Below are 22,626 nucleotides of genomic sequence, written 5' to 3'. Positions count from 1 at the left end.
GTAGGAGCGGCCTTGTGCCGCGAAAGGGCCGCAAAGCGGCCCCGGCGGTTCTAGCGCTCACCGGGAGAGGGGCTGCTGTGCAGCCCATTCGCGGCACGAGGCCGCTCCTACAGGGGGCGATGTATGGGTCAGAGGCCATGACTCTGGACTTTACGCCGTCGCCACTGGCGTACCCGCTGCTCCAGCTGCAACGGGCTGTCCAGTTGCTGGCGCCGGGCCTGGCTGAACAGGATCAACGCCAGCTCCGCAGTCACCTGGGCATCGGCGCTGGCATGGTGGCGGGCCTGGACTTCGAGGCCGAAGCGGGCGATCCAGTCGTCCAGACCGGCTTCACGCAGCACGGTGTCGGGGTTGAGCATCGGCGCCAGCTCCGCCACGTCGAGGAACGGATGCTGCAGGCGCAGGCCCAGGCTGTCCTTCAGCGCCCGGGCCAGCATGCGCTGGTCGAACGGGGCGTGGAACGCCAGCACCGGGCTGTCGCCGATGAAGTCCATCAGATCGAGCAGCGCCTCGGCCGGGTCGCAGCCGGCAGCCAGGGCGCTGGGGCCCAGGCCATGGATCAGCACACTGGCGTTGGTCTTCTGCGCGGGCCGGTGCAGGGTGCGCTCGAACGGACGACCCAGGGCGATGGCGCCATCCTCGATGGCCACCGCGCCGATCGACAGCACCTGGTCGCGGTTGAGGTTCAGGCCGCTGGTCTCCAGGTCCAGCACCACCCAGCGCTGTTCACGCAACGAGCGCACGCCCAGTGGCGCCGGCCCTGGCAGCATGGCCAGGCGCCGACGCAGCGGGGCGGCGAGTTCGGGGGCGGCGGGGCGCCACCAGGCGAACAGGTTCACAGCTGGTACCGCAGGGCCAGGCTGCTTTGCAGGCGTTGGGCCTGGCGCAGGGACTCGCGCAGGATGCGCCGGTCCAGGTGGTTGAGGCTGTCCGGGTCGAGCCGGTTGGAGTAGGGCTGGTTCTCGCGGGTCTGGCGCTGGTGCTGCTGCATGCGGGTCTGCTGGATGAAGTGGTAGGCCTCTTCATAGGCGGCGCCGTCGAGCGGGTCGATGATGCCCTTGGCGATCAGCTGGCGCAGGCGCTCCAGGGTGTTGCAGGCGCTGACGCCATGGGCCAGGGCCAGCAGCCTGGCGCCATCGACGAACGGGGTCAGGCCCTGCACCTTGAGGTCGAGGGTGGCGGCCTTGTCGTCCCCCTGGCGGGTCAGCACGAACTCGCGCAGGCGCCCGACCGGTGGTCGTTGGCGCAGGGCATTGTCGGCCATCATGCGCTGGAAGAGGCGGTTGTCGGCGACCTGCTCCAGCAGGCCCTGGCGCAGTTGTTCGCAGCCTTGCTCGTCGCCCCAGACCACGCGCAGGTCGAAGTAGATGCTCGAGCCCAGCAGGTTCTCGGGGCTCGCCTCGCGCACGAAGCCGGCGAAGCGTCGCGCCCATTCGCTGCGTGACAGGCACAGCTCGGGGTTGCCGGCCATCACATTGCCCTTGCACAGGGTGAAGCCGCACTGGGCCAGGTTGTGATTGACCTGCTGGGCCAGCGGCAGCAGCCGGGCGCGTATGGCCTCGGCCTCGACGGCGTCGCGGGCCTCGAAGAGGATGCCGTTGTCCTGGTCGGTGTGCAGCGTCTGCTCGCGGCGGCCTTCACTGCCGAAGCACAGCCAGCTGAACGGCACGCCCGGGTCGCCGCGTTCGGCGATGGCCAGCTCGATCACCCGGCACACGGTATGGTCGTTGAGCAGGGTGATGATCTGGGTGATCTGGGTCGAGGACGCGCCGTGGGCGAGCATGCGCTCGACCAGCTGGCCGATCTCGCCGCGCAACGACACCAGGCTGTCCAGGCGTGGCGCATGGCGGATGGTGCGGGCCAGGTGCACCAGGTCGACACGCTGCAGGGAGAACAGGTCGCGTTCGGAGATCACCCCGCACAGGCGCTGGTTGTCCACCAGGCAGACGTGGGCGATGTGCCGCTCGGTCATGGCCATGGCGGCATCGAAGGCGCTGGCCTGGGGGCTCAGGTGGAACGGCCGGGCGGTCATGTAGCGTTCGATCGGCGCGGTCAGTTCGGCACTGGCGTCGGCCACCACCTGGCGCAGGTCGCGCAGGGTGAAGATGCCGAGGGGATGGCGCTGGCCGTCGACGATGACGATGCTGCCGACCTGCTGCTCGTGCATCAGCCCCACCGCCTCGCGCAGCGGCGTGTCCGGCGCGCACACCACCGGATGGCGCAGCGCCAGTTCGCCCAGCGGGGTGTTCAGCGAGTACTGGGTACCCAGGGTCTCCACGGCGCGTCGGCGCACCTGCTGGTTGACCTGGTCGAGCAGGCTGCTGACGCCACGCAGGGCGAAGTCGCGGAACACCTCGGACATGGAGAACACACGGATGAACGCGGCCTTGTCCAGTTGCAGGCAGAAGGTGTCCTCGCCGGCCAGGTGCTCGGTGCGGGTGGCCCGCTCGCCGAGCAACGCGGCCAGCGGGAAGCATTCGCCGCTGGCGATCTCGAAGGTGGTCTCGGTGCCCGGCTTGGTGACATGGTGGCGCTCGCCGACCACGCGGCCCTGCTTGACGATATAGAAGTGCTCGACCGGACCGTCGGCAGGCTTGATGATGCTTTCGCCGGCCGCGTGGAAACGCAGCTGGCACTGCTCCACCAGGTAGGCCAGGTGGTTGTGTTCCATCTGGTTGAACGGCGGGAAACGCTGCAGGAACTGCAGGGTACCCTGGATGTTTTGCAGCACTGCTGTTCTGCCCGCCTGGCTGTAGGCGTCCTTTTTGCTCATGGAACCGACCGCGATAAGTATGTCTGCAAATGTAGCGCAGACCTTGTTGTTCTAAGGCTCCATGGTCGGACGACGGCTCTGCGGTGCCCATTGGACGTAAGTCTATAAGGCGCGATGGGTGTTTCGCTGCTTGTGTCCGGTGTCAAATAGCCGACGAAAGGCAGTTTGCATGCAGGGGCTTTGCGGTCTGAACTTGAATAACGGGGTTTTTTTGACGAGACGACCATGGCAGAGCATGACGACATCCTGAGCGACGCCGAACGTGAGGCGTTGGCCGTGGTGAGCGCACCCGTCGCGCCCAGGCCCGTGGTACTGGTGGTGGACGACAACCCGGTGAGCAGACAAGCATTGTGCCTGTATCTGCAGAGTCATCAGATTGACTGCATGGAGGCAGACGGAACTGAGGAGGCGCTGTTCAAACTGCATTATCAGTCGCGTATCGCACTGATGATTACCGACTTGCGCATGAAACCTCTGGATGGCCAGAAACTTATCGAGGAAGTGCACAAGACGGAACGGGCTGCTCTTCCGATCATCGTCGTCTCTGGCGACACCGATGTGAAGGAAGCGGTGGACGTGATGCATCTGGGGGTGGTGGATTTCCTGCTCAAGCCGGTGGACCTGGACAGGTTGCTGGAGTTGGTGAGGAAGGAGTTGCGAATAGGGCAGGGCTGAAAACGATCGCGGGGCCAGCCCGCTCCCACGCCAGTGTGCATGTGGCGTGGGAGCGGGCTGGCCCCGCGATGCGTTGCTGGCTGATTACAGCCCGTTGCGCGCCTTGAACTCGCGGCGGCGACGGTGCAGCACCGGCTCGGTGTAGCCGTTCGGCTGCTTGGCACCCTCTACAACCAGCTCGATTGCCGCCTGGAACGCGATGTTGTCATCGAAGTTCGGCGCCATCGGGCGGTACAGGGCGTCACCGGCGTTCTGCTTGTCGACCACCGCGGCCATGCGCTTGAGGCTTTCCAGCACCTGCTCCTGGGTGACCACGCCGTGGCGCAGCCAGTTGGCCAGCAACTGGGCCGAGATGCGCAGGGTGGCGCGGTCTTCCATCAGGCCGACATCGTTGATGTCCGGCACCTTCGAGCAACCCACGCCCTGGTCGATCCAGCGCACCACGTAGCCGAGAATGCCCTGGGCATTGTTGTCCAGCTCGTTGCGGATCTCGTCGGCCGACCAGTTGGTGTCGGCGGCCAGCGGGATGGTCAGGATATCATCGACCGAGGCCGGGGTACGCGAAGCCAGCTCGCGCTGACGGGCCTGCACGTCAACCTTGTGGTAGTGCAGGGCGTGCAGGGTGGCGGCGGTCGGCGACGGCACCCAGGCGGTGTTGGCGCCGGCCAGCGGGTGGGCGATCTTCTGCTCGAGCATGGCGGCCATCAGGTCGGGCATGGCCCACATGCCCTTGCCGATCTGCGCGCGGCCTTGCAGGCCGGTGGCCAGGCCCACGTCGACGTTGTTGTTCTCGTAGGCGCCGATCCACTTCTCGTTCTTCATGGCGCCCTTGCGCACCACGGCGCCGGCTTCCATCGAGGTGTGGATTTCGTCACCGGTGCGGTCAAGGAAGCCGGTGTTGATGAACACCACGCGTTCGGCGGCGGCCTTGATGCAGGACTTGAGGTTGACCGTGGTGCGGCGCTCCTCGTCCATGATGCCGACCTTGACGGTGTTGCGCTTCATGCCCAGCAGGTCTTCGACGCGGCTGAAGATCTCGGCGGCGAAGGCCACTTCCTCCGGGCCGTGCATCTTCGGCTTGACGATGTACACGCTGCCGCTGCGGGTGTTCTTGCGGCTGGTGTTGCCGTTGAGGTTGTGCAGGGCGATCAGGTTGGTGAACAGGCCGTCCTGGATACCCTCGGGGATCTCGTTGCCCTGGGCGTCGAGAATTGCCGGGTTGGTCATCAGGTGACCGACGTTGCGCACGAACAGCAGCGAGCGACCGTGCAGGGTGACGCTGCCACCGTTCGGTGCGGCGTACTCGCGGTCCGGGTTCATGGTGCGGGTGAAGGTCTTGCCGCCCTTGCTGACGCTCTCGGCCAGGTCGCCTTTCATCAGGCCCAGCCAGTTGCGGTAGACGATCACCTTGTCGTCGGCGTCGACGGCGGCGACCGAGTCTTCGCAGTCCATGATGGTGGTCAGTGCCGACTCCATCAGGATGTCCTTCACGCCGGCGGCGTCGGTGCTGCCGACCGGGGTGCTGGCATCGACCTGGATCTCGAAGTGCAGGCCGTTGTGCTTGAGCAGCACGGCGGTCGGCGCCTTCGCGTCGCCATGGAAACCGATCAGCTGGGCGTCGTCGCGCAGGCCGCTGTTGCTGCCGCCCTTGAGGGCGACTACCAGCTTGCCGTCTTCGATGCGGTAGCCGGTGGAGTCGACGTGGGAGCCGGCGGCCAGTGGCGCGGCTTCGTCGAGGAAGGCGCGGCCGAAGGCGATGACCTTGTCGCCGCGCAGCTTGTTGTAACCCTGGCCTTTCTCGGCGCCGCCCTCATCGCTGATGACATCGGTGCCGTAGAGGGCGTCGTACAGCGAACCCCAGCGGGCGTTGGCGGCGTTCAGGGCGAAGCGGGCGTTCATCACCGGCACCACCAGCTGCGGGCCGGCCATGTGGGCGATTTCTTCGTCGACGTTCTGCGTGGTGGCCTGGAAGTCGTCGACTTGTGGCAGCAGGTAGCCGATTTCCTCGAGGAATGCCTTGTAGGTCACCGCGTCATGGGCCTGGCCCTGGCGTGCCTGGTGCCAGGCGTCGATCTTGGCTTGCAGCTCGTCGCGCTTGGCGAGCAGGGCTTTGTTCTTTGGAGCGAGGTCTTTAATGATCTCTGCCGCCCCGGCCCAGAACTTGTCGGCTTCGATGCCGGTTCCAGGGATCGCTTCGTCGTTGACGAAGTCGTACAGGGCCTTGGCGACCTGAAGGCCACCGACTTGAACGTATCCAGTCATTGCTTGCCTCACCTCTGCTCAGCTATTTCGCTTTCGCTCTTCTGTATTAAGCCTGTAGCGCTTCTCTAAACACGGCACCAGTGCGTGCCCGCGTGCTCCGGGGCGGCTGGGTGCGGCTCGCCAGACGGGCCGGCGGGCGGTTGGCGTATTTTCACAGGCGCCTTGGCAGACATCGAAACGACGTTTTGTAGTCCGCGTCGGCGCATACTACATGAAGCAGCAGGCAGGTGAACATCAGACTAAAAGCGTCGCTCTGCGACCGGTTGGTCGCATGGGGTCACGCTGGGAGACGCCATGTTCGCAAAAAACAGGTGGATTGTTCCAGATAAATCTTGAAACAGTACACGATTACTTGCCGTGACTGTCCTGCGGCAGGTTGCCGCGCCTTGCCTATACTGATTCGATCCCCGTATTCCGGTCGCCTGGGGCGGCCTTCGCAGACGAATGAAGGAGTGGCCCGTGGACCATCTCGTACTCACCGTGATCGCCCCGGACAAGGCCGGGCAGGTCGAGCGTATCGCCCAGTGCATCGCCGATCACAATGGCAACTGGCTGGAAAGCCGCATGTCGCGCATGGCCGGGCAGTTCGCCGGGATCCTGCGGGTGGCGGTGCCGGCGGAGACCTACGCCGAACTGGTCGAGTCGCTGCAGAAACTGGGCGACCACGGCATCCGTGTGCTCATTGCCGAAAGCGGTATCGAGCCCTCCTGCACCTGGAAACCGATCGCCATGGAACTGGTGGGTAACGACCGGCCGGGCATCGTCCGTGATATCACCCGCTTGCTGGCCGAGCAAGGGGTGAACGTGGAGCGCTTGAGTACCGAGGTGCGGCCGGCGCCGATGAGCAGTGAGCCGTTGTTCCATGCCGATGCGTTGCTGGCGTTGCCGTTGACCTTGTCGCTGGACGATCTGCAGGCGCGGCTGGAGAGCCTGGCGGATGATCTGATGGTGGAGTTGCGGCTGCGGCCGGAAGATTGATTCGAGATCGTCGGGGCTGCTTTGCAGCCCTTTTCGCGGCACAAGGCCGCTCCTACAGAGGACTGCATGCCCTTGTAGGAGCGGCCTTGTGCCGCGAACGGGGTGCGCAGCGCCCCCGGCGGTTATCCCTATTTATCGGGGATGCCCCTGTGGATAACCTGGGGGCGCTCCCCGCCAGCCCAGTAGTCACGAGGCCTGGCGAAACTTGAGCAAAAAACGTCCACTAATCAGTAGCTTGTGCACAAACGCCGGGGACGAGGGTGTGGATAACCTTTGGAGCGCTTGCTGCAGGCCACGTCCCCCGTGGCTTGCAGCAATATGATTATTTTTTGATCAGGCGCGCTTGCGCAAACTCAGCCAGGCATCGACGCTGTAGACAGCCAGCCCCGCCCAGATAAAGGCGAACGCCACCAAGGTGCTCGACGACAGGTGTTCGTCGAACAGCAGCACTGCCTGCAGCAGCACCAGGGTCGGTGCCAGGTACTGCAGGAAGCCCAGCGTGGTATAGGGCAGGTGGCGTGCAGCGGCGTTGAAGCACACCAGCGGTACCAGTGTCACCGGGCCGGCGGCGATCAGCCACAGCGCTTCGCTGCTGCTGAAGAACTCAGGGCTGGCGCTGCTGGCCGTCGGGTGCAGCAACAACCAGCCGATGGCAATGGGCACCAGCATCCAGGTCTCGACCACCAGCCCCGGCAGCGCCGCCACCGGTGCCTGCTTGCGGATCAAGCCATAGAAGCCGAACGACAGCGCCAGGGCCAGCGACACCCAGGGCAGGCTGCCGACCTGCCACACCTGCTGCGCCACGCCCAGGGCCGCCAGGACCACCGCCAGCCATTGCAGGCGGCGCAGGCGCTCGCCGAGCAGCAGCATGCCCAGCAGCACGTTGATCAGCGGGTTGATGTAGTAGCCCAGGCTGGCCTCGAGCATGCGCCCGTTGTTCACCGCCCACACGTAGGTCAGCCAGTTGCCGGCGATCAGCGCACCGCTGAGCGCGAGGATCGCCAGGCGCCGCGGGTTGTCGCGCAGTTCGCGCCACCAGCCGGGGTGTTTCCACACCAGCAGCAGGAGCGAGCCGAACAGGGCCGACCAGAGCACGCGGTGGACGATGATTTCCACCGCCGGAACGCTCTGGATCGCTTTGAAGTACAGGGGGAACAGGCCCCAGATGATGTAGGCGCCGAGGCCCAGGAGGTACCCGCGGCGCGGGTTGGCGGCGTGCATGCAGAATCCTTGCTTAGGTAGCTAAATAAAGCGACGCCTATTGTAGACAGACCTCGGCCTGGACCTAGAACAATTTCAACGGTTGTTCATCGAGCGCGGCGATCTGCTCGCGCAGGGCCAGGATCTGATCGCCCCAGTAGCGCGGCTGGCCGAACCAGGGGAAGCTCGGCGGGAACGCCGGATCGTCCCATCGCCGCGCCAGCCAGGCGCTGTAGTGCAACTGGCGCAGGGCGCGCAGCGGCTCGATCAGGGCCAGCTCACGCGGGTCGAAGTCGTGGAATTCGTTGTAGCCGTCAATCAGTTCGGCCAGCTGGCCGAGACGCTCTTCGCGGCTGCCGGCGAGCATCATCCACAGGTCCTGGACGGCCGGGCCCATGCGGCAGTCGTCGAGGTCGACCACGTGGTAGACGTCGTCACGGTGCATCAGGTTGCCGGGGTGCAGGTCACCGTGCAGGCGGATCGGCTGGTACGAGGTGCGAGCATAGATGTCCTCGACCCGCTTGAGCAGGTCGCGGGCCACCGATTCGTAGGCCGGCAGCAACTCGCGGGGCACGAAGTCGCCGTCAAGCAGGGTCTTGAGCGAGGCATGGCCAAAGTTGTCCACAGCCAGGGCTTCACGGTGCTCGAAGGGTTTGGTCGCGCCTACCGCGTGCAGGCGCCCGAGCAACTGCCCTAGGCGATAGAGCTGGTCGAGGTTGCCCGGCTCCGGGGCATGGCCGCCACGGCGGGGGAACAGGGTGAAGCGAAAGCCCTGGTGCTCGAACAGGGAGCGCCCCTCGTGCAGCAGCGGAGCTACCACGGGCACTTCGCACTCGGCCAGCTCGCGGGTGAAGGCGTGTTCCTCGAGGATCGCCGCGTCGCTCCAGCGCCCAGGGCGATAGAACTTGGCGATCAGCGGCTGCGCGTCCTCGATGCCCACCTGGTAGACGCGGTTCTCGTAGCTGTTGAGCGCCAGCACCCGTGCATCGCTTAGAAAGCCGAGGCTTTCCACGGCGTCCAGCACGAGGTCGGGGGTGAGGGTGTCGAAGGGGTGGGACATGAGAGGCTCCGGTCGCTGGGACTGCGGCCTGCATGTTACCCCAATCCCAAGGCTGACCCGCTCCTGAGTCGGTACGAGCACAGGAGATCACCCAGTCCTTTAGGCTGCGCTGTTGCACAGTGAGCCAAGTTGCATGAATCAACAGCGTGGGAGCGGGCTTGCCCCGCGATCCGGGCGCGCAGCGCACGGCCAGGCTAGACCGGCACCCCCAGCAACACGAACGACGGATGAAACTGCACCCGCAGGGCGCTCCCCGGCTGGACCTGCCGTTGCGCCAGCCAAGCCGCCTCGGTGATGGCGCACAAGGTCTGGCCATTGCCCAGCGCCAGGCGCACCTCGCCCGGCCCGCCCTCTTCAATCAGCACCTCCTCGACCTTCGCCTTCAGGCAGTTGCTCCCAGGCTCCGGCGTCTCATCCGCGTCCAGCAACCGTACCCAGCCGGCCTTGAGCAGCGCCACCACCGTCCCCCCCAGCGCCAGCTCCAGCCGCTCGGTACTGCCCCGGGTGATCAAGGCCTCGATCTCCAGCCCGCCGCCCAGGTCCAGGCTGATGCGGTCATGCCGGCCTTCGCGGCGCAGCCCGCTGATCCGCCCCTGCAGCTGGTTGCGCGCACTGGTGCGGAGCATCAGGCGTCCGAGCAGATCGAGGTCGCTGCTGTCCTCGGCGGATTCGAGAATCTCCGCCTGCAGCGCCTGCAGGCGCTGGTACAGGCGCAGCACCCGCTCGCCTTCGGCGGACAGCCGCGCGCCACCGCCGCCGCGACCGCCGGTGCTGCGTTCCACCAGGGGCTGCGCCGCCAGGTTGTTGAGTTCGTCGATGGCGTCCCAGGCGGCCTTGTAGCTGATGCCGGCGGCCTTGGCGGCGCGGGTGATCGAGCCCTGTTCGGCGACATGCTGCAACAGGGCGATGCGCTGTGGACGGCGGGCGATGTGCTGGGTGAGCAGGGCAGGCAGGGACATGGGCGGGCATCGGGTGTGGTGTAGGTCCCGCGACGTTGCCGCCGTCACCGGGGCAAGTCAAGCCTGGCCCGGCCTGGGCGTGCGCGCCAGGCAGTAGATGTCGACCCGCCGGGCGCCGGCCTGGCGCAGCAGCCGGGCGATGGCCTGGGCGGTCGCCCCGGTGGTCAGCACGTCATCGACCAGTGCCAGGTGCAGGCCGTCGAGCTCGCTGCCGGGGGCAAGGGCGAAGGCCTGGCGCAGGTTGCGTTGCCGGGCCCGGGCGCCGAGGGCCTGCTGCGCCGGGGTATCGCGCACACGCAGGAGCAGGCGCTCGTCACAGGGCAGGCGCAGTTGCCCGGCGAGCCAGCGGGCGAGCATCGCCGCCTGGTTGAAGCCGCGCTGGCGCAGTCGACGCCTGGCCAGCGGCACGGGCAACAGGCGGTCCGGCCGTGGCAGGTCTTCGTCGTAGCGATGCATCAGGCTGTGGCCGAGCAACTGCGCCAGCAACCGCCCCAGCGGCCACTGACTGTTGTGCTTGAAACGGCTGACCAGGGTGTCGATGGGAAAACCGTAATGCCACGGCGCGATCACTTGGCTGAATGCGGGAGGGCGGCGGCTGCAACCGCCGCAGAGAAGGCCGTCGATGGCCAGGGGCAGCGCGCAACGGCGGCACTGCTCGTCCAGCCAGGGCAGCGCCTGCTCGCAAGCGATGCACAAGGGATAGGGCTGCTCGGCAGGCTCGTCGCAGAGCAAACAGAATTGGTCGATATTTGTACAGATGTAAACCAGCTTGTTCTTGATTGGTTGACAGTGCATGAGGCCTTCCGTAACTATGCGTGCTATCCGTGATGCGCTGGAGGGTTTTCCTGTCCCGGCGTCAGTCAGACCATAGATAAGGAAACGCCGATGAGCGCCAGCGCAATTGCAACCACACGTCACGACTGGTCCCTGGCCGAGGTCAAGGCCCTGTTCCAGCAGCCGTTCAACGACTTGCTGTTCCAGGCCCAGACCGTGCACCGCGCGCACTTCGACCCCAATCGCGTGCAGGTTTCCACGCTGCTGTCGATCAAGACCGGCGCCTGCCCGGAAGATTGCAAATATTGTCCGCAGTCCGGTCACTACAACACCGGGCTGGAAAAGCAGAAGCTGATGGAAGTGCAGAAAGTGCTGGAGGAGGCCGCCCGGGCCAAGGCCATCGGTTCAACCCGCTTCTGCATGGGCGCGGCGTGGAAGCACCCGTCGGCCAAGGACATGCCCTACGTGCTGGAGATGGTCAAAGGGGTCAAGGCCATGGGCCTGGAAACCTGCATGACCCTCGGCAAACTCGACCAGGAGCAGACCCAGGCCCTGGCCCAGGCGGGCCTTGACTACTACAACCACAACCTCGACACCTCGCCGGAGTTCTACACCAGCATCATCACCACCCGCACCTACAGCGAGCGTCTGCAGACCCTGGCCTACGTGCGCGATGCCGGCATGAAGATCTGCTCCGGCGGTATCCTCGGCATGGGCGAGTCGCTGGACGACCGCGCAGGCCTGCTGATCCAGCTGGCCAACCTGCCCGAGCACCCGGAGTCGGTGCCGATCAACATGCTGGTCAAGGTCGCCGGCACGCCGCTGGCCGATGAAGAGGACGTCGACCCGTTCGACTTCATCCGCATGCTGGCCGTGGCCCGGATCCTCATGCCCAAGTCCCATGTGCGCCTGTCGGCCGGTCGCGAGCAGATGAACGAGCAGATGCAGGCCCTGGCGTTCATGGCCGGCGCCAACTCGATCTTCTACGGCGAGAAACTGCTGACCACCGGCAACCCGCAGGCCGACAAGGACATGCAGCTGTTCGCCCGCCTCGGTATCCAGCCGGAGGCCCGTGAGGAGCACGCCGACGAAGTGCACCAGGCCGCCATCGAGCAGGCGCTGGTCGAGCAGCGCAGCAGCGAGTTGTTCTACGACGCAGCCTCGGCCTGAGCATGGCCTTCGATCTCGCCGCGCGCCTGGCCGAACGGCGTGCCGCCGACCTGTACCGCCAGCGACCACTGCTTGAAAGCCCGCAGGGGCCGCAGGTGGTGGTCGATGGCCAGCCGCTGCTGGCCTTCTGCAGCAACGACTACCTGGGCCTGGCCAATCATCCCGAAGTGATCAAGGCCTGGCGTGACGGCGCCGAGCGCTGGGGTGTCGGTGGCGGTGCCTCGCACCTGGTGATCGGCCACAGCACCCCGCACCATGAGGTGGAGGAGGCGCTGGCCGAGCTGACGGGCCGGCCGCGCGCGTTGCTGTTCTCCACCGGCTACATGGCCAACCTCGGTGCGATCACCGCGCTGGTCGGGCAGGGCGACACGGTGTTGCAGGACCGCCTCAACCACGCCTCCCTGCTCGACGGCGGCCTGCTCAGCGGCGCCCGCTTCAGCCGCTACCTGCACAACGATCCGGCCAGCCTGGCCAGCCGCCTGGGCAAGGCCACCGGCAATACTCTGGTGGTCACCGACGGCGTGTTCAGCATGGACGGCGACTGCGCCGACCTGCCGGCCCTGGCCAGGGAGGCCCGCGCACGCGGTGCCTGGTTGATGGTCGACGATGCCCATGGCCTGGGGACCTTGGGCGCCAATGGCGGTGGCCTGGTCGAGCATTGCGGCCTGGGTGTCGAGGATGTGCCGGTGCTGATCGGCACGCTGGGCAAGGCCTGCGGTACCTCCGGCGCCTTCGTCGCCGGTAGCGAGGAACTGATCGAGGCACTGGTGCAGTTCGCCCGGCCCTATATCTACACCACCAGCCAGCCACCGGCGCTGGCCTGCGCCACGCTCAAGGCCCTGGACTTGCTGCGCCGCGAACACTGGCGGCGCGAGCACCTGGCCGCGCTGATCCGGCAGTTCCGCACGGGCGCTGAGCAGATCGGCCTGACCCTGATGGACAGCCATACGGCGATCCAGCCGATCCTGATCGGCGATGCGGCCCGGACGCTGGCGTTGTCCCGCCTGTTGCGTGAGCGCGGGTTGCTGGTCACGGCGATTCGCCCACCCACCGTGCCCGCCGGCAGCGCTCGCTTGCGGGTGACCCTGAGCGCCGCCCACAGTGAGGCGCAGGTCCAGCTATTGTTGAATGCATTGGCCGAGTGTTATCCACAGCTGGAGTCCGCCGATGCGTAACCGACTGATCCTCCTGCCCGGCTGGGGCCTGGGCACCGCTTCACTGGAGCCGCTGGCCGCCAGCCTGCGCGCCCAGGATCCACGCCTGCAGGTCGAGCTGATGCCGCTACCTGAATTGGCCGACAGCGATGTCCAGGCCTGGGTCGAGCATCTGGACCGCAAGCTGCCGACCGACGTGTGGCTGGGCGGCTGGTCGCTGGGCGGCATGCTCGCCAGCGCTCTGGCGCACAAGCGCGGCGACCACTGTTGCGGCTTGCTCACCCTGGCCAGCAATCCCTGCTTCGTGGCCCGGCCGGACTGGCCGCACGGCATGCCCGCCGATACCTTCGGCACCTTCCTGGACGGCTGCCGCAGCCACACCCATGTCACCCTCAAGCGCTTCCGCACCCTGTGCAGCGAGGGCGCGCAGCAACCCCGCACCTTGCTGCGGCAGCTGGGGGTGGGCGTGCCCGACACCGATCCGCTGTACCTGGCCATCGGGCTGGAAGTACTGGCCAGCCTCGATACCCGCACTGCCCTGGAGCAATACGGCGGCCCGCAGCTGCACCTGTTCGCCGGCAGTGACGCGCTGGTGCCGGTGGAAGCGGCCCAGGCCCTGAGCGACCTGCTGCCCGACGTGGAAGTCGGTCTGGTCGAAGACAGTTCCCACGCCTTCCTGCTGGAGTATCCCCAGGAGCTGGCGGCGGGCATCAAGAGTTTCCTGCATGAGAGTGGCGATGACTGACCTTTCCCAGCCCACCCTGCCCGGCGCGTTGCCGGACAAGCGCCAGGTGGCGGCTTCGTTTTCCCGCGCTGCGGCCAGCTACGACAGCGTCGCGGCCTTGCAGCGCGCCGTGGGCATCGCGCTGCTGGAAAAGCTGCCCAGCGGCCTCGCGCCTGAGCGCTGGCTGGACATGGGCAGCGGTACCGGCCACTTCAGCCGGGTGCTGGCCGAGCGCTTCGCGGATGCGGGCGGCGTTGCGGTGGATATCGCCGAAGGGATGCTGCGCCATGCCCGCGAGCAGGGCGGCGCCCGGCATCATGTGGCGGGCGACGCCGAGCGCCTGCCGTTGCGCGATGACAGTATTGATCTGTTGTTCAGCAGCCTGGCGGTGCAGTGGTGCGGCCAGTTCGCCAGCGTGTTGGGCGAGGCGCGGCGGGTGCTGCGCCCCGGCGGCGTGCTGGCCTTCAGCAGCCTGTGCGTGGGCACTCTCGATGAATTGCGCGCCAGCTGGCAGGCCGTGGATGGCATGGTGCACGTCAATCGCTTCCGGCGTTTCGAGGATTACCAGCGCCTGTGCGGTGACAGCGGGCTGGAATTGATCGATCTGGAGCGGCGTCCTCACGTGCTGCATTATCCCGACGTGCGCAGCCTGACCCATGAGCTCAAGGCGCTGGGCGCGCACAACCTCAATCCGGGGCGCCCGTCGGGGCTCACCGGGCGGGCACGGATGCAGGGCCTGTTGCAGGCCTACGAACAGTACCGCCAGGCGCAAGGCCTGCCGGCCACCTACCAGGTGGTCTATGGCGTCCTGCGCAAGCCGTTGGGCGGGGAGCAGTGACATGAGCCAGGCCTATTTCATTGCCGGCACCGACACCGATGTCGGCAAGACCACCATCGCCGCGGGTTTGCTGCATGCGGCGCGGCAACTGGGGTTGAGCACCCTGGCGGCCAAGCCGGTGGCGTCCGGGTGCGTGGTGACGGCCAAGGGGCTGCGCAACAGCGACGCCCTGGCGCTGATCGACGAAAGCTCGGTCAAGTTGTCCTATGAAGCAGTCAACCCCTTCGCCTTCGAGCCGGCTATCGCCCCGCATGTGGCGGCCCGCGAGGCCGGGGTGGCGTTGAGCGTGCCGGCGCTGCGCGATGCCATGCAGCAGGTGCTGGCGCAAAATGCCGACTTCACCTTGATCGAAGGCGCCGGTGGCTGGCGCGTGCCGTTGTCCGACCATGCCAACCTGTCGGACCTGGCCATTGCCTTGAAGCTGCCGGTGATCCTGGTGGTGGGCGTACGGCTTGGGTGCATCAACCACGCCTTGCTCAGTGCCGAAGCCATCGCCCGGGACGGCCTGCAACTGGCGGGATGGGTGGCGAACATCGTCGATCCGCGTACATCGCGCCTGGAAGAAAACCTGTCCAGCCTGGCCGAGCGCCTGCCCGCGCCCTGCCTGGGGCGGGTGCCTTGGTTGAAGCAGGCTGGCGCGGAGGCAGTGGCTGCGCATTTGCAACTGGACCTGCTGGATTAGGCCTTTGCCTATTGGCTGGCACTAGGCTATTAGGGATTTAAACGGGCCTTTTTCCCTGTCTGCTGCTTTAATAAGGCCTGTTCATCATCCAGCGTCATGGAGTCCTGACATGGAAATCAATGCGAGCTCCGCCTTCTACGCGGGCCTGGGTGCCATCCAGAATGGCCAGAACCGTGTCGACCAGGCCGCCCAGCAGATTGCCAGCGGCGCTGTCGAGCGAGGCACCAGCGGGCAATCCACTGAATACCAGGCCGAGCGCCTGCGCGGTGTAGACCGCAGCCAGCAGTTGGACCTGGCCACCAGCACCGTGCAACTGGCCCTGGGCAAGCACGAAGTCGAACTCGGCGTCAAAGTCGCCAAGGCTTCCGATGAAATGCTCGGTCGGTTCATCGACACCTACGTCTGACCCGCTGAATCCCATTCGCTTACTTCGCGGGGCAAGCCCGCTTCCATTCGTGGGAGCGGGCTTGCCCCGCGATGCGTTTAAGGGTGCTTGGCGTAAATGTCATATTCGGCGGCATAAACGCCATCGTTCACCCACCTTGACAGCGAGGCCACCTAAACGTAAGTTTCAAACAACTGTTTGACCGAAAGCCGCCAAGAGCTGGTCGGTATCCGCGGTCTCCCCACCGAACTCATCACAGAGGTTCATCGCAATGCCTGATTACAAAGCCCCCTTGCGTGATATCCGCTTCGTCCGCGACGAGCTGCTCGGCTATGAGGCGCACTATCAGAGCCTGCCGGGCTGCCAGGACGCCACGCCCGACATGGTCAACGCGATCCTGGAAGAAGGCGCGAAATTCTGTGAGCAGGTCCTGGCCCCGCTGAACCGTGTCGGCGACCTCGAAGGCTGCACCTGGAGCGAGTCGGGCGTGAAGACACCGACCGGCTTCAAGGAAGCCTATGAGCAGTTCGTCGAGGGTGGCTGGCCGAGCCTGGCCCATGACATCGAGCACGGCGGCCAGGGCCTGCCCGAGTCGCTGGGCCTCACGCTCAGCGAAATGGTTGGCGAATCGAACTGGTCGTGGGGCATGTACCCAGGCCTGTCCCACGGCGCGATGAACACCATCTCCGAGCACGGCACTCCCGAGCAGCAAGAGACTTATCTCACCAAGCTGGTATCCGGCGAGTGGACCGGCACCATGTGCCTGACCGAGCCGCACTGCGGCACCGACCTGGGGATGCTGCGCACCAAGGCCGAACCTCAGGCCGACGGCAGCTACAAGGTTTCCGGCACCAAGATCTTCATCTCGGCCGGTGAACACGACATGGCCGACAACATCGTCCACATCGTCCTGGCCCGCCTGCCCGATGCCCCTGCCGGCACCAAGGGCATCTCGCTGTTCATCGTGCCGAAGTTCCTGCCCAACGCCGAAGGCGGCGCGGGCGAGCGCAACGGCGTGAGCTGCGGCTCCCTCGAGCACAAGATGGGCATCCACGGCAACGCCACCTGCGTGATGAACTTCGACGGCGCCACCGGTTACCTGATCGGCCCGGCCAACAAGGGCCTGAACTGCATGTTCACCTTCATGAACACTGCTCGCCTGGGCACCGCGCTGCAAGGCCTGGCCCACGCCGAAGTGGCGTTCCAGGGTGGCCTGAAGTACGCCCGTGACCGCCTGCAGATGCGCTCGCTGACCGGCCCGAAAGCACCAGAAAAAGCCGCTGACCCGATCATCGTCCACCCGGATGTGCGTCGCATGCTGCTGACCATGAAGGCCTTCGCCGAAGGCAACCGTGCGATGGTGTACTTCACCGCCAAGCAGGTGGACATCGTCAAGTACAGCCAGGACGAGGAAGAGCGCAAGAAGGCCGACGCCCTGCTGGCCTTCCTGACCCCGATCGCCAAGGCGTTCATGACCGAAGTCGGCTTCGAGGCCGCCAACCACGGTGTGCAGATCTACGGCGGCCACGGCTTCATCGCCGAGTGGGGCATGGAGCAGAACGTGCGCGACAGCCGTATCTCCATGCTGTACGAAGGCACCACCGGTATCCAGGCCCTCGACCTGCTCGGCCGTAAAGTGCTGATGACCCAAGGCGAGGCGCTCAAGGGCTTCACCAAGATCGTCCACAAGTTCTGCCAAGGGCAGGAAGGCAACGCCGCCACCAAGGAGTTCGTCGAGCCACTGGCCGCGATCAACAAGGAGTGGGGCGAGCTGACCATGAAGATCGGCATGGCCGCGATGAAGGACCGCGAGGAAGTGGGTGCCGCTTCGGTGGACTACCTGATGTACTCCGGCTACGCGTGCCTGGCCTACTTCTGGGCCGACATCGCCCGCCTGGCCGCCGAGAAACTGGCAGCCGGCACCAGCGAAGAGGCGTTCTACACCGCCAAGCTGCAGACCGCGCGCTTCTACTTCCAGCGCATCCTGCCGCGTACCCGCAGCCACGTCGCGGCGATCCTGTCCGGCGCCGACAACCTGATGGCGATGAAGGAAGAAGACTTCGGTCTGTCCATCTAAACCGGTTGGTTGTACCAAAAACCGCCTGCCCTCACCGGCAGGCGGTTTTTTTTCGCCCGGGTTTTTACACGAACCCCCTGTAGGAGCGGCCTTGTGCCGCGAAAGGGCCGCAAAGCGGCCCCGGCGATCTTTGTTTCAACGCTGAATCCTGGGGCCGCTGCGCAGCCCTTTCGCGGCTCAAGGCCGCTCCTACAGGGATCGCGCGAAATCAGGAATGTCGCATCCAGTAACGAGAAAGTCTCAAGCTTGGCCCCTGATCTGCCGTTAAAGCGGGCATCTGTATTCATCTATTCATGTGCACTGCCGATGAAGTAGGGGCACAATGCCATTATTGATCTGCCGGGTCGGAGATTACCCTTGTTTCGTCTATCCGCTGTACGCGCGAGCCACTTCCTGCCTTCGCTGATTCTGTTGCTGGCAGGGCTTGCGGCAGCCTATGTGAGGGACCTCAGCGTCTTCTTCACATCGCTGTTCAACGTTCTACCCACCTTGGTGCTGTTGCTGGGGGGCGCCTACTGCGCCGTGTACCGCCGCCAGCGCGAGCTGTTCCTGATGGTCACGGTGTACGTCGCCTATTTCCTGCTCGATACCCAGACCGATTACTACCGCGACAACGGCCGGGTCCGCGAGGATGCGGCGGTGATCTTCCACCTGGTGTGCCTGCTGCTGCCGGCGCTGTTCGGCCTGTACGGGGCGTGGCAGGAACGCACCCACCTGGCCCAGGACCTGCTGGCACGCTTCGCCGTGCTGTTCGCCGTGAGCAGCGTGGCGGTGGCGCTGGAGCAGAGTTTTCCCGAGGCGCTGCTGGGCTGGCTGGCCGAGATCCGCTGGCCCGCGCTGCATGGTCAGTGGATGAGCCTGATCCAGCTGGCCTACCCCTTGTTCCTGGCGGTGTTCATCCTGCTGGTGGTGCAGTACCTGCGTGAGCCAAGGCCCTTGCATGCCGCGCAGATCATCGGCCTGATCGGCATCTTCTGGATGCTGCCCAAGACCTTCATCCTGCCGTTCACCCTGAACATCATGTGCAGCCAGGTGATGCTGATGATCGCCGCCGCGGTGTCCCACGAGGCCTACCAGATGGCCTTCCGCGACGAACTCACCGGCCTGCCCGGGCGGCGCGCCCTGAACGAGCGCATGCAGCGCCTGGGGCGCAACTATGTGATCGCCATGACCGACGTCGACCACTTCAAGAAATTCAACGACACCCACGGCCACGATGTCGGCGACCAGGTACTGCGCCTGGTCGCCAGCCGCCTGTCCAAGGTGACTGGCGGCGGGCGCGCCTACCGTTACGGTGGCGAGGAATTCGCCCTGGTGTTCGCCGCCAAGACCGCCGAAGAGTGCCTGCCGCACCTGGAGGCGGTGCGCGAGATGATCGCCAACTACGCCATCCAGTTGCGTGACCAGAACAGCCGTCCGCAGGATGATTCCGCGGGTCGCCAGCGCCGTGTCGGAGGGGCCAATACCACGGTGTCGGTAACCATCAGCATCGGCGTGGCCGAGCGCCAGGCCGAGCACCGCAACCCCGACGAAGTGCTCAAGTCCGCCGACCAGGCGCTGTACAGCGCCAAGGGCGCGGGGCGCAACTGTGTCATGACCTTCGGCCAGCAGTCACGGCGCGGCGCCGTGCGCATGGCGTGAATTTTCGTGTGACTATGTAAGACTATTCGGTCGCATGATGACCCTATGTCTCGTAAAAGTTGTTCGGTTACACTGCGGTCATCCCAGTGCCGCGGCCCCGACGGGCCGCCCCGACCCCGATAGCGAGAGGTTGTCATGGCTGAATATAAAGCGCCCCTGCGCGATATGCGCTTCGTCCTCAATGAAGTCTTCGACGTGGCCACGCTCTGGTCGCAACTGCCCGCCCTGGCCGAGGCCGTCGATGCGGACACGGCCATGGCCGTGCTGGAGGAGGCCGGCAAGGTCACCGGCAAGACCATCGCGCCGCTGAGCCGCGCCGCCGACGAAGAGGGTTGCCACTGGGACAACGGTTCGGTGCGTACCCCGGCGGGCTTCATCGAGGCCTACCAGACCTACGCCGAAGGGGGCTGGGTCGGCGTTGGCGGTGATCCGCTCTTCGGTGGCATGGGCATGCCCAAGGCCGTCTCGGCCCAGGTCGAGGAGATGGTCAACGCCTCGAGCCTGGCCTTCGGCCTGTACCCGATGCTGACCGCCGGCGCCTGCCTGTCGATCAACGCCCACGCCAGTGAAGCGCTCAAGGAACAGTACCTGCCGAACATGTACGCCGGTGTCTGGGCCGGTTCCATGTGCCTCACCGAGCCCCACGCCGGTACCGACCTGGGCATCATCCGCACCAAGGCCGAACCCCAGGCCGACGGCAGCTACAAGGTCAGCGGCACCAAGATCTTCATCACCGGCGGCGAGCACGACCTCACCGAGAACATCATCCACCTGGTGCTGGCCAAGCTGCCGGACGCCCCGGCAGGCCCGAAAGGTATCTCGCTGTTCCTGGTGCCCAAGTTCCTGGTCAACCAGGACGGCAGCCTCGGCGCGCGCAACCCGGCCACTTGCGGCTCGATCGAGCACAAGATGGGCATCCAGGGCTCGGCCACCTGCGTGATGAACTTCGACGAAGCGGTCGGCTACATCGTCGGCGAGCCGAACAAGGGCCTGGCGGCCATGTTCACCATGATGAACTACGAGCGCCTGGGTGTCGGCATCCAGGGCCTGGCTTCGGCCGAGCGTTCCTACCAGAACGCCGTGGAGTACGCCCGCGACCGTCTGCAGAGCCGTGCCCCGACCGGCCCGCAGGCCAAGGACAAGGTGGCCGACCCGATCATCGTCCACCCGGACGTGCGCCGCATGCTGCTGACCATGAAGGCGCTGACCGAAGGCGGTCGCGCGTTCTCCACCTATGTGGCGATGCAGCTCGACAGCGCCAAGTACAGCGAAGACGCCGCGACCCGCAAGCGCAGCGAGGAGCTGGTGGCGCTGCTGACCCCGGTGGCCAAGGCCTTCCTCACCGACCTGGGCCTGGAGTGCACCGTGCATGGCCAGCAGGTCTTCGGTGGCCATGGCTACATCCGCGAATGGGGCCAGGAGCAGCTGGTGCGCGATGTGCGTATCACCCAGATCTACGAAGGCACCAACGGTATCCAGGCGCTGGACCTGGTAGGCCGCAAGGTGGTGGCCAGCGGCGGCGCCTACTACACGCTGTTCGCCGACGAGATCCGCCAGTTCATCGCCACTGCCGGCGGCGAGCTGGGTGAATTCACCAAGCCGCTGGCGGCATCCCTTGACCAGCTCGATGAGCTGACCGCCTGGGTGCTGGACCAGGCCAAGGGCAACCCCAACGAAATCGGCGCGGCCTCGGTCGAGTACCTGCATGCGTTCGGCTATGTCGCTTACGCCTATATGTGGGCACTGATGGCGCGGGCGGCCAAGGCCGGTGAAGGGGATGCCGACTTCTACGGCGCCAAGCTGGGCACGGCACGGTTCTACTTCGCACGTTTGCTGCCACGGGTTCACTCGCTGGTGGCATCGGTGAAGGCGGGGAGCGAGTCGCTGTACCTGCTGGACGCTGCGCAGTTCTGACCATTTTGGGGCTGCGTTGCAGCCCATCCGGCCGGTCCGACGCCTCGGCGAGGCCGCTCCTACAAGGGGGATGCAATCCGTCTGTAGGGGCGGCCTTTTGTTTTGTCAGGGCGGCGTGTTTGTGAATGGGCTGCTTTTGTAAGCTTTGGCTTACACGACGTGGTGACGTTTCGCCTCTTTCCTAAGATTGGATCCACGGTTACTCTTTCTTACATGGACGTAGCGCAGGACGCGCAATGGACAGAGCAGGACGCCTTACACGGAAGTAGCGCAGGAAGCGCGAAAAGCTAGAACAGGGACACGAAGGATTTCCTGCCAGGACGGCGGGATGATAGGGATGTCGAAGGGAAACAGTCTGGAAAACCCCGCTTAGGCGGGGTTTTCTTTGTGCGCGTGTTTTTCAGCCGAGCACGTCCAGAGGCGAGACGCCCAGCTGGCGCGGGTCGGCTTCTTCCTCCAGCAGGGTCCGCAGCAGCTCCACCGAAGCCTGCTGGCGCTGGGCATCGCGGAACACCAGGCCAACCTTCAGCGGCACCCGCGGCTCGCTCAGGGGCTTCCACAGCAGTTCCTGATCGTCCTGTGCGGCATCCTTGGCCCTGCCCGGCAGGATGGTTGCCAGCGCCGTGTGCGCCAGGCTGTCGAGGATCCCCGCCATGTTGTTCATCTCGGCCTGTACCTGGGGCCTGCGACCCTGGCTGGCCAGTTGCGCCTTCCAGATCTGGCGGATCTGGAACTCCTCGCCGAGCATCAGCATCGGCAGCTCCGCCGCCTGGCGGATCGAGACCTTCTTGAAGTCTTTGAGCGGGTGGGTCCTGGGGATCACCAGCTGCAGTTCATCCTCGTACAGCAGCAAACCATGCAGCCCGGGCTGGCGCGGCGGCAGGTAGCTGATGCCGATGTCCAGGCCGCCATTGAGCAGGCGCCGCTCGATCTCCGACCCCGACAGTTCATAGATCTGCACCACCAGATGCGGCTGGGCCTTGCGCACCCGTTCCAGCAACTGCGGTACCAGGCTTGGCCGCACGGTCTGCAGCACGCCGATGGCCAGGGTGCGCAGCGACTGGCCCTTGAAGTTGCCCATGGCTTCATGGGCCCGTTGCAGGCCGTCGAGCAGGGGCACGGCATGGTTGTACAGGGTGTGGGCGGCCAGCGTGGGCAGCAGGCGCTTGTTGCTGCGTTCGAACAGGCTCAGGTCAAGGCTGTGTTCCAGTTGGCGGATCTGCTGCGACAGTGCCGGCTGTGACAGTGACAGACGCTCGGCGGCACGGCCCACATGGCCCTCTTCGTAGACCGCGACGAAGTAACGCAGTTGGCGAAAATCCATAAGTGATACTTATCGAAAAAGCTGGAAAAACGAAAT

At 65.6% G+C, this 22,626-nt stretch carries 19 protein-coding genes; 11 read left to right on the top strand and 8 right to left on the bottom strand.

All coding sequences use genetic code 11. The features are described from left to right. Nucleotides 1-128: 128 nt before the first annotated feature. On the bottom strand, nt 129-839 hold the full coding sequence (locus PRtIB026_RS01225; protein WP_203649818.1) for a PolC-type DNA polymerase III: 711 nt from the start codon (nt 837-839) through the stop codon (nt 129-131). Next, nucleotides 836-2,773: a putative nucleotidyltransferase substrate binding domain-containing protein gene (locus PRtIB026_RS01220; protein ID WP_203649829.1), complete on the bottom strand. Its 1,938-nt coding sequence runs from the start codon at nt 2,771-2,773 to the stop codon at nt 836-838. Before PRtIB026_RS01220 ends, PRtIB026_RS01225 begins: the two co-directional genes overlap by 4 nt. 225 nt (nt 2,774-2,998) lie before the next feature. Here PRtIB026_RS01220 and PRtIB026_RS01215 point away from each other — a divergent pair, with 225 nt between their 5' ends. After that, on the top strand, nt 2,999-3,448 hold the full coding sequence (locus tag PRtIB026_RS01215) for a response regulator (protein ID WP_062575435.1): 450 nt from the start codon (nt 2,999-3,001) through the stop codon (nt 3,446-3,448). Nucleotides 3,449-3,532: 84 nt separating this feature from the next. Here PRtIB026_RS01215 and PRtIB026_RS01210 read toward each other — a convergent pair whose 3' ends face one another. Beyond that, nucleotides 3,533-5,710, bottom strand: coding sequence for a malate synthase G (locus PRtIB026_RS01210; RefSeq protein ID WP_203649831.1), 2,178 nt, complete (start codon nt 5,708-5,710; stop codon nt 3,533-3,535). 459 nt (nt 5,711-6,169) lie between these two features. On the opposite strand from PRtIB026_RS01210, the gene PRtIB026_RS01205 reads away from it, so the two are divergent. Next, entirely contained in the window at nt 6,170-6,688 is a 519-nt protein-coding gene (locus PRtIB026_RS01205) for a glycine cleavage system protein R (protein ID WP_203649833.1), read from the top strand. Nucleotides 6,689-7,021: 333 nt separating this feature from the next. On the opposite strand, the gene rarD is transcribed toward PRtIB026_RS01205, so the two are convergent. The 4 genes from rarD to PRtIB026_RS01185 form a co-directional block, all read right to left on the bottom strand. Then, nucleotides 7,022-7,909 (bottom strand): EamA family transporter RarD, encoded by an 888-nt coding sequence (gene rarD / locus PRtIB026_RS01200; protein WP_203649835.1) that lies wholly within the window; start codon nt 7,907-7,909, stop codon nt 7,022-7,024. Between the two features lie 64 nt (nt 7,910-7,973). Further along, complete coding sequence (locus PRtIB026_RS01195) at nt 7,974-8,948, bottom strand: serine/threonine protein kinase (RefSeq protein WP_203649843.1); 975 nt, start codon at nt 8,946-8,948, stop codon at nt 7,974-7,976. Between the two features lie 194 nt (nt 8,949-9,142). Continuing rightward, a complete protein-coding gene (locus PRtIB026_RS01190) occupies nt 9,143-9,907 on the bottom strand; it encodes a TOBE domain-containing protein (RefSeq protein WP_267813399.1) in 765 nt (254 codons plus the stop codon). A 57-nt stretch (nt 9,908-9,964) separates the two neighbouring features. Further along, entirely contained in the window at nt 9,965-10,702 is a 738-nt protein-coding gene (locus tag PRtIB026_RS01185) for a ComF family protein (RefSeq protein WP_203649845.1), read from the bottom strand. Between the two features lie 90 nt (nt 10,703-10,792). Between PRtIB026_RS01185 and bioB the strand changes: the two genes are divergently transcribed. From bioB to PRtIB026_RS01140, 9 genes are all read left to right on the top strand, one after another. Further along, nucleotides 10,793-11,851 carry a biotin synthase BioB gene (bioB, locus tag PRtIB026_RS01180; RefSeq protein ID WP_110734496.1) on the top strand — a complete coding sequence of 353 codons (1,059 nt, stop codon included), beginning with the start codon at nt 10,793-10,795 and terminating at the stop codon, nt 11,849-11,851. A gap of 2 nt (nt 11,852-11,853) precedes the next feature. Beyond that, entirely contained in the window at nt 11,854-13,026 is a 1,173-nt protein-coding gene (gene bioF, locus PRtIB026_RS01175; RefSeq protein WP_203649847.1) for an 8-amino-7-oxononanoate synthase, read from the top strand. Then, nucleotides 13,019-13,750, top strand: a complete 732-nt coding sequence (locus tag PRtIB026_RS01170; RefSeq protein ID WP_203649850.1) for an alpha/beta fold hydrolase — start codon at nt 13,019-13,021, stop codon at nt 13,748-13,750. The genes bioF and PRtIB026_RS01170 overlap by 8 nt, the downstream gene beginning before the upstream one ends. Then, the gene (bioC, locus tag PRtIB026_RS01165; RefSeq protein WP_203649852.1) at nt 13,743-14,567 is read left to right on the top strand and encodes a malonyl-ACP O-methyltransferase BioC; all 825 of its coding nucleotides are present in this window, start codon (nt 13,743-13,745) and stop codon (nt 14,565-14,567) included. The genes PRtIB026_RS01170 and bioC overlap by 8 nt, the downstream gene beginning before the upstream one ends. A gap of 1 nt (nt 14,568) precedes the next feature. Continuing rightward, entirely contained in the window at nt 14,569-15,249 is a 681-nt protein-coding gene (gene bioD / locus PRtIB026_RS01160) for a dethiobiotin synthase (protein ID WP_203649854.1), read from the top strand. 109 nt (nt 15,250-15,358) lie between these two features. After that, nucleotides 15,359-15,655 (top strand): pyrroloquinoline quinone biosynthesis protein PqqE, encoded by a 297-nt coding sequence (locus PRtIB026_RS01155; RefSeq protein ID WP_203649856.1) that lies wholly within the window; start codon nt 15,359-15,361, stop codon nt 15,653-15,655. 250 nt (nt 15,656-15,905) lie between these two features. After that, nucleotides 15,906-17,711, top strand: coding sequence for a phenylacyl-CoA dehydrogenase (locus PRtIB026_RS01150; protein ID WP_110734511.1), 1,806 nt, complete (start codon nt 15,906-15,908; stop codon nt 17,709-17,711). Nucleotides 17,712-18,068: 357 nt separating this feature from the next. After that, nucleotides 18,069-19,352 (top strand): sensor domain-containing diguanylate cyclase, encoded by a 1,284-nt coding sequence (locus PRtIB026_RS01145; protein WP_203649858.1) that lies wholly within the window; start codon nt 18,069-18,071, stop codon nt 19,350-19,352. A gap of 135 nt (nt 19,353-19,487) precedes the next feature. Next, nucleotides 19,488-21,266 (top strand): acyl-CoA dehydrogenase C-terminal domain-containing protein, encoded by a 1,779-nt coding sequence (locus PRtIB026_RS01140; protein WP_203649860.1) that lies wholly within the window; start codon nt 19,488-19,490, stop codon nt 21,264-21,266. 400 nt (nt 21,267-21,666) lie between these two features. On the opposite strand, the gene PRtIB026_RS01135 is transcribed toward PRtIB026_RS01140, so the two are convergent. Then, the gene (locus tag PRtIB026_RS01135; RefSeq protein ID WP_186712661.1) at nt 21,667-22,590 is read right to left on the bottom strand and encodes a LysR family transcriptional regulator; all 924 of its coding nucleotides are present in this window, start codon (nt 22,588-22,590) and stop codon (nt 21,667-21,669) included. Between the last annotated feature and the right edge of the window lie 36 nt (nt 22,591-22,626).

It is taken from the genome of Pseudomonas sp. RtIB026, from assembly GCF_016861355.2.
Taxonomy (GTDB): Bacteria; Pseudomonadota; Gammaproteobacteria; order Pseudomonadales; family Pseudomonadaceae; genus Aquipseudomonas; species Aquipseudomonas peradeniyensis.
The sequence above is the reverse complement of the archived record's forward strand: the minus strand, read 5'-3'. Positions and strand labels throughout refer to the sequence as shown.

Excerpts from the sequence above, each read along its gene's own strand:
- PRtIB026_RS01195 (WP_203649843.1), bottom strand. The coding sequence starts at position 8,948 with ATGTCCCACCCCTTCGACACCCTCACCCCCGACCTCGTGCTGGACGCC.
- bioC (WP_203649852.1), top strand. The coding sequence starts at position 13,743 with ATGACTGACCTTTCCCAGCCCACCCTGCCCGGCGCGTTGCCGGACAAG.
- PRtIB026_RS01215 (WP_062575435.1), top strand. The coding sequence starts at position 2,999 with ATGGCAGAGCATGACGACATCCTGAGCGACGCCGAACGTGAGGCGTTG.
- PRtIB026_RS01155 (WP_203649856.1), top strand. The coding sequence starts at position 15,359 with ATGGAAATCAATGCGAGCTCCGCCTTCTACGCGGGCCTGGGTGCCATC.
- rarD (WP_203649835.1), bottom strand. The coding sequence starts at position 7,909 with ATGCACGCCGCCAACCCGCGCCGCGGGTACCTCCTGGGCCTCGGCGCC.
- PRtIB026_RS01140 (WP_203649860.1), top strand. The coding sequence starts at position 19,488 with ATGGCTGAATATAAAGCGCCCCTGCGCGATATGCGCTTCGTCCTCAAT.
- bioF (WP_203649847.1), top strand. The coding sequence starts at position 11,854 with ATGGCCTTCGATCTCGCCGCGCGCCTGGCCGAACGGCGTGCCGCCGAC.
- PRtIB026_RS01220 (WP_203649829.1), bottom strand. The coding sequence starts at position 2,773 with ATGAGCAAAAAGGACGCCTACAGCCAGGCGGGCAGAACAGCAGTGCTG.
- PRtIB026_RS01135 (WP_186712661.1), bottom strand. The coding sequence starts at position 22,590 with ATGGATTTTCGCCAACTGCGTTACTTCGTCGCGGTCTACGAAGAGGGC.
- PRtIB026_RS01150 (WP_110734511.1), top strand. The coding sequence starts at position 15,906 with ATGCCTGATTACAAAGCCCCCTTGCGTGATATCCGCTTCGTCCGCGAC.
- PRtIB026_RS01190 (WP_267813399.1), bottom strand. The coding sequence starts at position 9,907 with ATGTCCCTGCCTGCCCTGCTCACCCAGCACATCGCCCGCCGTCCACAG.
- PRtIB026_RS01185 (WP_203649845.1), bottom strand. The coding sequence starts at position 10,702 with ATGCACTGTCAACCAATCAAGAACAAGCTGGTTTACATCTGTACAAAT.
- PRtIB026_RS01210 (WP_203649831.1), bottom strand. The coding sequence starts at position 5,710 with ATGACTGGATACGTTCAAGTCGGTGGCCTTCAGGTCGCCAAGGCCCTG.
- bioB (WP_110734496.1), top strand. The coding sequence starts at position 10,793 with ATGAGCGCCAGCGCAATTGCAACCACACGTCACGACTGGTCCCTGGCC.
- PRtIB026_RS01170 (WP_203649850.1), top strand. The coding sequence starts at position 13,019 with ATGCGTAACCGACTGATCCTCCTGCCCGGCTGGGGCCTGGGCACCGCT.
- bioD (WP_203649854.1), top strand. The coding sequence starts at position 14,569 with ATGAGCCAGGCCTATTTCATTGCCGGCACCGACACCGATGTCGGCAAG.